This is a genomic window from bacterium (assembly GCA_026398675.1).
In the GTDB taxonomy this organism is placed as follows: Bacteria; RBG-13-66-14; RBG-13-66-14; order RBG-13-66-14; family RBG-13-66-14; genus RBG-13-66-14.
This window is the reverse complement of sequence record JAPLSK010000054.1, coordinates 1-10722: the sequence shown is the minus strand read 5'-3', so window position 1 is coordinate 10722 and position 10722 is coordinate 1. Positions and strand designations below refer to the sequence as shown.

The following is a 10722-nucleotide window of genomic DNA, read 5'->3' as shown; positions in this document are numbered from 1 at the left end:
GAGCTGGTACTCCACGTCGTTGAGCTTCTCGGCGTCCGCCGGCGTGTGCCAGACCTCCACCGAGTAGTGCCTTGGGAGGACAATTTCGTCAGGCGGCTCGTTGCCGTTGGGCAGCTCGTTGACCGTAGCAATTTCACCGTCGTGCGTCTCGACGCCCGACGCGTTCTCCTCCGTCTCCCAGGGTCGCCAGAGGACGAGCACCACGGCGACCGTCAGCACGCAAGCCACCACGAGGGCCACCACCCTGCGTTTCTGCTTGCGCCGCCGGGACCGCATCATTTCGACCCGACCCTCGATCACGTTATCACCCGCAATCGGTTAAAGAATGGGCCTGCCCGAGGCCGACCCGAATCCGTAACTACCGCACCGCGGCCAAGGGTGAGGGGTCCAGGATGGTGCTCACCCGAACCTCCCTCTCACCGGTGGAATCGTAGAGCGCCACCAGATCGGCCTCCCGTACCGAGAGCCACACTTTGTCCTCCAGGGTGGATAGTTCGGGGGTTCCCGGGAGGTCCTCGACCTCCGCCGTGACTACCCCGTCCGTATCCACGAAGAGGAGGTCCATCCCGGCGGCGTCGAAAACCCAACATCCGTCGCCCATCGCTCCGGCGACCCGCGGGCTCCCCAGTCCATCCACGGTCACGAGGAGGGAGCCGTCGGAAAGGGAGCGTTTCTCCAAAGCATCCCCGGTGGCCAGCCAGAAACAATCCGCGTCGGGATCGGCGCTTAGATCGTAGTACCCGCCCTCCAGGACCAGCTCGAACTCCGTCCCGCCGTCGGTGGGATCGAGGCCGAGGACGTGGAATCCGTTCTGGTTAATTATCGTCAGGACCAGGACGACCCGCGCGTCACCGCCCGCCAGTGCGATCGAGCGGGGCGGCGAATCGAGCCCGCTCCGCCACAGGGTGTTGCCGTCGGAGTCGAGGGCGACCGCCTCTAGCGCGCCTGAGTCCGCCAGGTACACGTCTCCCGTGTCCGAGTCCACCGCCACCGACTCGGGGTGGACGAAACCGCTGACGTAGAGCTCCTTCTGCCCGGAGTTGGATATTTTGATAAGCCTCGCGGCGTCGGAATCGCACACCCAGAGTGTGCCCGTCTGGGCCTCGGCGGCCATATAATCCGCGTCGCCGAAATTGTCCGCGACGGTTTCCACGTCACCGTCCTTGGACAGAAGCACCAGGACGCCCTGGGAGCCGTCGAGAACCCAGCAGCCGCCGAGCCCCGCGGTCTCCTCGGCCGACGGTTCGCAACCGCCAAGGATTAAGGCGATGATGGACGCCGCCACCACAGAGACAAGGGGTTTAAACGAGCGAACCGAGCTACGCCCCCGGCGAACCGAGTTATGCTCCCAGTAAAGCCCCTTGCCGCCAAATGAAGATGCGGCACCGGTGTATCTTTTCAAGATGGCAACCCCGCTAGTCCCCCTCGATCCCCTTGAAGAGATCGTCTTCGGTGGTGTCCTGATCCTTGTCCGCCTCGGCCTCCCGGGAAGCCTCGACGGCCTCCAGCGCTTCGGAGTCCACCGTCCCGTCGTCCGTTTCCGGGTTGGAGACGATTACCTCATCACTCGTGTCTTCGGGGGTGAAAATCGCCAACAGGGCCAGACCTACGCCCACCAGACCCACCAGTGAAAGAGTCAGGATCCACTCCGATTGGGGATCGGAGGAGGTATCGGAGCCGCTACCCGTGGAGGCCAGGACGGGGACGCTGAAGAGGAGCAGGCTCATTAACACGCACAGGGCTCGCATCGTATGCCTTCTTTCACTATCTCGGGCGAGGGATTCGACCCTCGTCCACCGTCTTTCTAGTCTAGACGCGGACACCGCCGACCGACCGTCTCACCCCAGGGGAGTGGCTGTCGGTTGACCCGGGGCGTCTTTCCCCGCGGGTATCGGTTGCACGAAGGACCCGTCGCGCCATATACGCCCGGCGACCATCTCGGCATCGCAACGCGCCACGGGGCCGATATCGGCCACCCCGTTTACGTAGAACATGCCGACCGCGTGGCCCTCCAGCCGGACGTCGTCGCAGCGGACCACGCCGGCCAGCTTCGCCCCCTCCGCCACCCACACCAGGCCGGAGACGTCAATCTCCCCCTCGAAGGTGCCCTGAATCAGCACGTTCACGTTCCCCTTCACCTCGCCGGCGATCTCGTCGTCCGGGGAGACGTAGAACCCGATGGGGAGCTTGTTTCTCGCCGCGGTGGGTTCGGGTGCCGCCGCGGACTGCTCCGCCTTGTTTTTCCGTTTGAGGAAGTCGAAAAAACCCATTGTCCTGTACCTACAGACTCAGGATTCCCAGGAGCGCGTACTCCTGGTGGTTGAAGCGGTGTTCGTGGGCGATGACCTTATCGAGAGGCGTCTCCCGGATGCTGTTCCCTATCAGCCCGACGAGGACGTCGCTCTTTCCCTCACCGATTGCTTTCACGGCCGCCCAGCCGAGGCGCGCCGCCAGGTTCCGGTCGTAGGAGGTGGGCGCTCCTCCGCGCTGAAGGTGACCGAGCACCGTGGCCCGGCACTCGATGCCGGTGAGCGATTCCAACTCCTCGGCGATGATCTCGGCCCGGCCGGCCCCCTCGGCGCAGATGACCACGGCCGATTTCTTCCGGGAGCGCTTCAGGTTGAAGGTCAGCCGTTCAGCCAGCGGCGGAAGCTCGGCGCTTTCGGGCACCTCGGGCACCACGGCCGCCTCGGCCCCGCCGGCCAGCGCCACCTCCCGGGCGATGGCTCCCGACTTGCGTCCCATGACCTCGACGACGAATATCCGGTGATGGCTGTCGGCGGTCTGGCGGAGCTTGTCCACGGCGTCGAGGGCCGTGTTCACCGCGGTGTCGAAGCCGATGGCGTTATCCGTTCCGAAGACGTCGTTGTCTATGGAGGCGGGCACGCAGACGACTTTGAATTTCGTTTCCCGGGCCACGGCGTGGGCTCCGGCGGCGGATCCGTTGCCGCCGATGACCACCAGTCCGTCAATTCCTTTATCTTTCAGGTGCCCGTAAGCCCGTTTCCGATTCTCGGCCCCCAGAAACTCCTCCGAGCGCGAGGTGCCGAGGAAGGTCCCGCCGCGGTCTAGTATCCCACCCACATCCCGGCTCACGAGGCCCTTGAATTTGCCATTCAACAGGCCCTCGTAGCCGTCCAACACCCCGGACACCTTACGGCCTCCGTAGAGCGCCGTCCGGGTCACGGACCGGATGCAGGCGTTCATCCCGGGGGAATCCCCGCCCGAGGTCAGCACGGCGATATTAAGTTCTTCCCCCATGGGACTCCGGAAAATGATGTCCGGCCGCTAAGCGTCCGTCGGGAGCGGTTTTCGGCCCCCTCCGTCGGGGGGAAGATTAGCACACCGGTTCCACCTAGTCAACGTGGCGACGCCGCTTCGAGCGCAGGCTCCGCGCCCGGAAACCACACCCCGCGTCTCGGGAACCCGAGTGGAGACTACCGGAAAACCGGCCCACCCGCCGCGTTACGGGGTACGAACCGGTAAACCCAAATCTGTCAGCCGATTGACAGTTCCCCCGGGTCCCCCGTATACTTCACAGGCCGCCTCAACAACGAGGAGCAAAGCGGTGCAATCCTACGACCGGCTGCTCGACACCTTGAGAACCCTACTCTCCCCGGGAGGGTGCGCCTGGGACGCCGAACAGGACATTCGCAGCATGGCCCGGTATCTGATCGAGGAAGCCTATGAATTCTACGAAGCTGTTGCGGGTGAAAGTTCCACCGGGATCATCGAGGAGCTGGGCGACGTTCTGTACCTGGCGAGCTTCATCGGCCTGCTGGCGGAGCGCGACGGGACCTTCACCCTGGGTCCGGGCACAGGAAAAGGCGGCCAACTACCACTTCGACTGGCCCGAGGTGGGCGGCGTCCTGGACAAGCTGGAAGAGGAGACGGTCGAGCTCCGCCGGGCCGTGGAGGACGGGCGGAGGGACCGGATCGCCGACGAGCTGGGCGACGTTCTCTTCTCCCTGGCCAACCTCGCCCGCTTCTTGAAAATTGACCCCGGGCAGGCGCTGATTGGAACGATAAAGAAATTCCAGGAGAGGCTCCGGTGGATGGAGACGCGGTGCGCCGCCGGGGGCGTCTCGCTGACCGATTTGGACCTACCCGAACTCGAGGCCCTTTGGCAGAAGGCCAAGCTCCAGCGCGAAAACGACGCCTCCTGAATTCCCGGGGGGCCTACATTTTCCTCGTGGCGGCCGTCGCGGCCCTGGCGGGGATCCTCTTCCACGCCCTCGGCGGAGGACTGGACGACGGCGCCTATTTGCAGCTCTCCTTCTCCGAGGAACTCCTGGCCGGGGAGAGCTTCCGCGTCAACGTGGACGATCCCTCGAGTGACGCCACCGCCAACCCCCTCCTCGTGGGGCTCCTGTCGGCGGGACGCCTGATTTTCGGCGGGGAGGCCGGGACGACCACGGCCCGCGTGCTGGGGGTGCTGATTCTAGTAGGCTTCGGCCTCTCCGCCTTCTTCCTGGCGGTCGACCTCGGAGCCGAGCCGATAATCGCCTGCATCGCCGGACTGGCGGTGGCCCTCTCCCCCTCGGTCATCACGGCTTCCTCTTCGTTACAGCCCATCGCCTTCGACGCCCTTTTTTTGGTTATCGCCGTCATCGGCGTGCTCCGCGGCATCGGAACTCTCGCGATCGCCGCCGGCGCCCTCACCCTGACCAGCTATCCGGGCATGTTCGCCGGGTTGGCCTTCGCCCTGGCCGTGCCGGCCATAGACGCCGTCAAGCGCAAGCAATTGGAGAAGCGCTACCTTCTGCTTCTTATCCCCTTCGCCCTGGCGGCGGCCCGGGCCGTCTTCGGGCCGATTCTCTTCGAGTCCAACCCCCTGAGGGAAGTGCTCGCCCCCCTCACCCTCTGCGGCGCAACGGCGATGGAGCAGCGTATCGCGCTGGTGGCGGCGCTGCCGATTCGAATCTTCACTCTATTGGGCGCCTCGGTGGTAGGTTTCCTCCTCGCCGCCGCCGCCTTCTCCCTCGCCGTCCCGAAGCTCAGGTTGCGGACCTCCCTGGCGGCTATCGTCATTTCCGTGGTGGTGACCTACCTCGTGATGCGGGGCGGGGAGCTCATGGTCCTGTGGGCGGCGCCCCTGGTGGTAGTGGTGGGCGTAACCTGGTGCGGCTCGTATTGGAAGGAACGCGGAAGGGTCCGGTTGTGGGTCACAGTGGCGGTGGCCCTGGCTTTCGTGGTGCCCCCGCTCGCAAATTTCCCCCAGAGCGGCGTCGAGGGGAATGTACTGGACCTCTGCCGCCGCGTTCCCGAAATCCTGCCTCCCCGGACCGTCATCGCCACATCCCAACCCGGGGCCTACCGCTGCATCGCCGACGTCCCGGTAGTGGACCTCTCCGGGGCGCTCCCGCCAAAAATCTGTGAGGGCCCGCGCAACCTGGCGGTGGTGCTTGAGAGCTGGGCCCGTCGGGTGCGGATTCGCCGCCCGACGTACGTCGTAAGCGACGGGGTGAACATCGCCGAGGTGCGTTCAACCCCGCTTCTCGAGCGTGTTTTTCCGAAATACGACGTCCCCGACGCCATCTGGCGCATAGACTGGGAGCCGCTGGAGCGCCGGGAGGGGCTCTGGGATCCCGGCGTGCTGGAGCGCATCGGCGATGGGATGCTCATCAACTGGCTCGACATCGGAGGCGGCGGGGAATCCGCCGGAATCGTCAACCTTGAGACCTACGGGCCCGCCAATCTCGACTGGAAGCTGGCCTTGCTGCCGGTGGAGATGTGGGGCCGCAGCACCACCCTCGCCGATACCTGCCGCGTCTGCAGGAACGCCGAGGCCGTCCGCGTTGACGTGCTTCTGCCGCCTCTCACCCGGGTCGTCTGCCTGCGCCTCTACGTGAGCGGCGCGTCAGAACCGGCGTGCCGCGCCGAATCGGGCGCATACTCAACCTTCTGCAATCTGACCCCGGAGCGCTGGACCGAGATGGCGGTCGGAGTCCCTAAATCGGCGCACAGCCTGACCTTCACCTTCATGGGCCTGGGGACCGGGTCGGAGTTCGGCCTGGGCGGCGTCTGGTTCTTTAACTGATGGAAAAGGAGACAAGGGGTTTCGCCGGAGGCGTAGCTCGCTTCGCTCGGTTCGCCAGAGGCGTAGCTCGCTTCGCTCGGTTCGCTCGGTTAAACCCCCTGCCTGTGGATGGAAAACCGCATAACGCTTCCCGACGAGTATTCCACGATTGCCCTGGGCGAGCGGATCGGACGGTCCTGTCGCGGCGGCGAGACGCTCCTATTGACCGGGAAGCTGGGCGCGGGGAAGACGACCCTCATCCGCGGAGTAGCGCGGGGTCTGGGGATAAAGCGGGGGGTGAGGAGCCCCACCTTCCAGCTTCTGCGTGAGTACCACGGACGATTGACCCTCTACCACGCAGACCTGTATCGGTTCGAGGCCGGGGGGGACCCGGCGGCGGAGCTGGGCCTGGACGAGCTGCCGGGACCGGAGGGGGTGCTGGCGGTGGAGTGGGCCGAACGCGGTTTCGCCGGAGGCGTAGCTCGCTCCGCTCGGTTTGCCGGGGCATTACTCGCTTCGCCCCATTTTCCCTTCGGGCACGGTCACTCGGACGTCGAGGGACTGCACATTTCGCTCGACTTCGAGGGGACGGGGCGCAGAGCGGTCCTCACGACCCTGGACGCGGGGCACCTGCACCTCTTGGCGGGAGTGGAAGGTTGGAGCGTCTGATCACCCTTGCCACGGCCACCCGCCGCGGCGGCGCCGCCCTCTTCGAGAATGGCGAACCCGTCGCCCGGCGGGAGATTGCGCCGACCGAGACCGGCGGGGCGAGGCTCCTTTCAGCGGCGCGGGACTGCCTGGAAGAAACCGGATTGACCTGGAAGAATTTGACCGCCGTCGCCGTGGCCCTGGGACCCGGCTCCTTCACCGGCATCCGGGTGGGGCTGGCCACCGCCCTGGGTTTAGTGGAATCGCTTGGATTGAAGCTCATCGGGGTAGGCAGCCTGGACTGCATCGCGCGGGGGGCGAAGGGGGAGTTGCGGGAGGGAGAGACCGTCTGCGCCACCCTCCCGGCGGGGGCTGGGCTCTATTACGCGCAGCTCTTCCGGAACGGGGAGCCGCTCGGAGGGTGCGGGCTGGTCGCCGCGTGCGGGCTTAAGCGCCGCTACCCGGCCGGAGCGTACATCGGCGCGGACCTCGAGGTTGCGGGAATTTCCCCGAACCGGATCATCCGGGAGCCCGACTGGGTGTCCCCGGTGCACCTGGGAGTCTTAGCCTGGGAGCGCCTCATCCGGGGTGAGACGGACGAGGCGGCGCGCATCCGGCCGCTTTACGTGAAACGCCCTGCGGCCAGACCTGCCCCGCGCTAAAAAAAATCCCGCATCGAGACGGGACCGAACAGTCGTAGGTGTGACGACCGGCCCGAAATAAAAAAACCCCGCCCTCGGGCGGGGTCGCTTTTTTCCAGGGAATCACGAGGACGGTTCGTCCTCGTCCTCTTCGCCGGCCTCTTCGTCCTCGACCTCGAAGGAATCCTCAGATTGTTCCTCCGTCTCGGCCGGTTCCTCCTCGACGAGTATCTCCTCGGCGTGGGCCCGGGCCTCTTCCAGGCTCTGGTGCCCGCCGATGTAGAGGAGCGGCTCGGGCACGTCCTCGGGCAGACCGGCCCCGTGCTCGTCGCCCTCGGCCACGACCCAAACGTTGGCCTGGGCCATCAGGTCCTGCTGGAAGCGGATGGGGATGTGGTAGAGGCCGACCTGCTTGATGTGGTCCTCGAGAATAACCTGGTGATGGCCGATCTCGATACCACGGGCGGCCAGGAGCTTCACGACCTCGTTCTCGCCCACCGAGCCGTAGAGCCGTCCGGCGTCGCTGGCTTTGCCGGCCACGGTGAAGCTCAACGACTCGATCCGGCCGACGAGCTCCTCGTGCTGTCCGCGCATCTGGTCCAGCTTGCGGTTGTGGGCCGCGCGCTCGATCTCGATCTGCTTGCGCGTGCCGGAGGTCACCTTCATCGCGAACTGCCTGGGAATCAGGAAGTTACGGGCGTAGCCGTTCTTGACACGGACCACGTCGCCCCGCTTCCCGAGATTCGGCACGTCCTGACGGAGAATCACTTCCATAAATTCACCCGGTTCGACCTGAACAACGCCGGCCGTTTGCGACCGACGGGTTAATGTCGGTGGTACTCGAGGCGGAATGGAATCTGGCCCAAGATGCGCGCGCGCTTGACGGCGGCGCACAGTTGACGCTGGTGCTTGGCGCAGCTCCCGGTCGTCCGGCGGGCGCGGATTTTGCCCCGCTCGGTGACGTAGCGGCGGATGAGCTCCAGGTCCTTGTAATCAATGTCCTTGACCCCGTCCTTGCAAAACCGGCAGGTCCGCTTGCGCAGGACGCGTCTTTTCATCTTCTTCTTGCCCACGTTCTAACCTCGTCCTAGAAAGGGATGTCGTCGTCGGAGAGCGGCTCCATCTCGTCGCCCTTTGGCGCAGAGTCCTCGGCGGCATCGGGCTTCCGCCCCCCCGGACCACGGCTTAGGAACTGGAAATTTTCGATTACGACTTCGAGCTTGGACCGTTTGGCGCCCGTTTCCTTGTCATCCCAGGTGTGGTACCGCAACCGCCCCTCGATGAGGATCGGGTCGCCTTTCTTTACATATTCACAGATAACCTCGGCCTGTCGCGCCCAGGCGGTGCAGTCCACGAAGGTGGTGTCCTCCCGCTGCTCCCCCTCTTTGGTTTTGAACTTGCGATTGACGGCGAGCCCCACCGTGGCCACCGCCTGCCCGCTGGCTATATAGCGCAGCTCCGGGTCGCGGGTGATGTTCCCCGCGAGGATGACCCTGTTGTAATTCGCCATGGTCGCCCCTCCCTTTTGCCAAGGGCATAGCTCGGTTCGCCGATGGCGTAGCTCGCTTCGCTCGGTTCGCCTACTCGCCCCGGCAGGTCATGAAGCGGATGACGGCTTCGTCCAGTCGCAGCTTGGCCTCGATGTCGGCGACCCGATCGGGCTCGTTCTTGTGGAAAATCATCAGGTAGCGGGCCTGCGTGCGCCGTTTTATCACGTACGCCAGCCTCTGCACGCCCTGGTCCTTTATCTCGATGCCCTCCCCGAAGAGCTGGCGGAAGCTATCCAGCTTGGCCTCCAGGCGGTCGGCTTCGATATCGGCTGTAAGAAGGATGGTGGTCTCGTAGTCGCGCATTTTCCCCCAGGAGGCAAGTGGTTTAACCGAGCGGAGCGAGCTACGCCTCCGGCGAAACCCCTTGTCTTATATTTTCCCTCGTGCGGTTTCAACTTCGGAGGCGCTACTTTACAATATATGCGCCCTTCCGCGCAACCCCTAACCGGTTACGGCGGGCAGAATGGGGGCGATGACCAGGCTGACGACGGCCATGAGCTTGATGAGGATGTTGATGGAAGGCCCCACCGTGTCTTTCAGGGGGTCCCCCACGGTGTCGCCTATCACGGCCGCCTTGTGCGCCCGGGAGCCCTTGCCCCCGAAATTGCCCTCTTCGATGTACTTCTTGGCGTTGTCCAGGGCGCCGCCGGAGTTGGCGGTGAAAACGCCCACCATCACGCCGGTGACGATGGAGCCGACCAGCACCCCGGCCAGGGCCAAGGGTCCCAGGAGGAATCCGACCAGGACCGGCACGGCGACGGCCGAGAGGCCGGGCACAATCATTCGGCCGCCCGGACACCGGCGCGGAAGAGCTGGCTGGAGAAGAAGAAGGGGAGCATGCCGCCGAAGATGAGGCCGGCCAGCACCCTGGGGTTGGTCAGGGTTGCCTCCACGGTGGTGCCGATGATGGAGAGGTAGGCGGTCAGGAGCCCCAGGGCCGCGAGTGCGGCGCTGCCGATGGCGAACCCTTTGCCGATTGCCGCCGTCGTATTGCCCACGGCGTCGAGGTGGTCGGTTATCTTGCGCACCTTGGGGTCCAGCCCCGCCATCTGGGCGATGCCGCCGGCGTTGTCGGCGATGGGACCGTAGGAGTCCACGCTGACTACCATCCCCGTGGTGGCCAGCATCCCCACCGCTGCCATGGCCACGCCGTACATCCCGGCCACGTGGTAGGAGAGGATGACCGAAGCGGCGAGGATGATGACCGGGATGCCGAGCGATTCCATGCCCACGGCCAGCCCCTCGGTGACGGTGACCGCCGCGTTGGTGTCGCTGGCCTCGGCCAGCCTTTTCACCGGTTTGTACTTCGAGGATGTGTAGTACTCACTGGTCAGGCCGATCAGAACGCCGGTGCCGATGCCGGCCAGGGTCGCCCAGAAGGGGCCGAGCTTGTCGTAGCCCGCGAAGGGCGTCCCGAGCCAATTGATCAGAAAATAGGCGGCCACCGCGGTCAGCAACGCCGCCAGGTAAGTGCCGCCGGTGAGCGCCGCCTGGGGATTTTTACGACCAACGAGTTTCGTGAAGAACACGCCCAGGACGCTCGCCACCGTGCCCGTCGCCGCCACGACCAGCGGCAGGAGCATGAGGCTCCGGTCCACCGCGCTCAGGCTGATCGCCGCGGCGAGGGCCATGCTGGCGATTATGCTCTCGACGTAGCTCTCCAGGAGGTCCGCCCCCAGACCGGCCACGTCTCCCACGTTGTCGCCCACGTTGTCGGCGATGACGGCGGGGTTGCGGGGGTCGTCCTCGGGGATGCCGGCCTCGACCTTGCCCACCAGATCGGCGGCCATGTCTGCGCCCTTGGTGAAGATACCGCCGCCGGAGCGGGCGAAGAGCGCCATCAACGAGGCGCCCATGGCGAAGC

At 65.4% G+C, this 10722-nt stretch carries 13 protein-coding genes and 1 pseudogene; 4 read left to right on the top strand and 10 right to left on the bottom strand.

What is annotated here, in order from left to right; genetic code table 11:
- The 5 genes from NTW26_00890 to NTW26_00870 all read right to left on the bottom strand — a co-directional run.
- On the bottom strand, window positions 1-300 hold a 300-nt coding region (locus NTW26_00890), incomplete at its 3' end, for a hypothetical protein (protein MCX7020830.1).
- Between the two features lie 58 nt (window positions 301-358).
- Window positions 359-1288, bottom strand: a complete 930-nt coding sequence (locus NTW26_00885; GenBank protein MCX7020829.1) for a hypothetical protein — start codon at window positions 1286-1288, stop codon at window positions 359-361.
- Between the two features lie 127 nt (window positions 1289-1415).
- Window positions 1416-1748, bottom strand: a complete 333-nt coding sequence (locus tag NTW26_00880; GenBank protein MCX7020828.1) for a hypothetical protein — start codon at window positions 1746-1748, stop codon at window positions 1416-1418.
- Between the two features lie 90 nt (window positions 1749-1838).
- The gene (locus NTW26_00875) at window positions 1839-2270 is read right to left on the bottom strand and encodes a polymer-forming cytoskeletal protein (GenBank protein MCX7020827.1); all 432 of its coding nucleotides are present in this window, start codon (window positions 2268-2270) and stop codon (window positions 1839-1841) included.
- A 10-nt stretch (window positions 2271-2280) separates the two neighbouring features.
- The gene (locus NTW26_00870; GenBank protein MCX7020826.1) at window positions 2281-3261 is read right to left on the bottom strand and encodes an ATP-dependent 6-phosphofructokinase; all 981 of its coding nucleotides are present in this window, start codon (window positions 3259-3261) and stop codon (window positions 2281-2283) included.
- A 425-nt stretch (window positions 3262-3686) separates the two neighbouring features.
- Between NTW26_00870 and NTW26_00865 the strand changes: the two genes are divergently transcribed.
- From NTW26_00865 to tsaB, 4 genes are all read left to right on the top strand, one after another.
- Window positions 3687-4166, top strand: coding sequence for a hypothetical protein (locus tag NTW26_00865; GenBank protein ID MCX7020825.1), 480 nt, complete (start codon window positions 3687-3689; stop codon window positions 4164-4166).
- 26 nt (window positions 4167-4192) lie between these two features.
- The gene (locus tag NTW26_00860; GenBank protein ID MCX7020824.1) at window positions 4193-6040 is read left to right on the top strand and encodes a hypothetical protein; all 1848 of its coding nucleotides are present in this window, start codon (window positions 4193-4195) and stop codon (window positions 6038-6040) included.
- A 108-nt stretch (window positions 6041-6148) separates the two neighbouring features.
- Window positions 6149-6688, top strand: coding sequence for a tRNA (adenosine(37)-N6)-threonylcarbamoyltransferase complex ATPase subunit type 1 TsaE (tsaE, locus tag NTW26_00855; GenBank protein ID MCX7020823.1), 540 nt, complete (start codon window positions 6149-6151; stop codon window positions 6686-6688).
- Complete coding sequence (tsaB, locus tag NTW26_00850) at window positions 6676-7329, top strand: tRNA (adenosine(37)-N6)-threonylcarbamoyltransferase complex dimerization subunit type 1 TsaB (protein MCX7020822.1); 654 nt, start codon at window positions 6676-6678, stop codon at window positions 7327-7329. The genes tsaE and tsaB overlap by 13 nt, the downstream gene beginning before the upstream one ends.
- 102 nt (window positions 7330-7431) lie before the next feature.
- Here tsaB and rplI read toward each other — a convergent pair whose 3' ends face one another.
- From rplI to NTW26_00825, 5 genes and pseudogenes are all read right to left on the bottom strand, one after another.
- Window positions 7432-8082: a 50S ribosomal protein L9 gene (gene rplI, locus NTW26_00845; GenBank protein ID MCX7020821.1), complete on the bottom strand. Its 651-nt coding sequence runs from the start codon at window positions 8080-8082 to the stop codon at window positions 7432-7434.
- A 50-nt stretch (window positions 8083-8132) separates the two neighbouring features.
- Entirely contained in the window at window positions 8133-8366 is a 234-nt protein-coding gene (gene rpsR / locus NTW26_00840; GenBank protein MCX7020820.1) for a 30S ribosomal protein S18, read from the bottom strand.
- 29 nt (window positions 8367-8395) lie between these two features.
- Entirely contained in the window at window positions 8396-8818 is a 423-nt protein-coding gene (gene ssb, locus NTW26_00835; GenBank protein ID MCX7020819.1) for a single-stranded DNA-binding protein, read from the bottom strand.
- Between the two features lie 70 nt (window positions 8819-8888).
- Window positions 8889-9161, bottom strand: a complete 273-nt coding sequence (rpsF, locus tag NTW26_00830) for a 30S ribosomal protein S6 (GenBank protein MCX7020818.1) — start codon at window positions 9159-9161, stop codon at window positions 8889-8891.
- A 138-nt stretch (window positions 9162-9299) separates the two neighbouring features.
- Window positions 9300-10722: pseudogene (locus tag NTW26_00825) on the bottom strand (sodium/proton-translocating pyrophosphatase).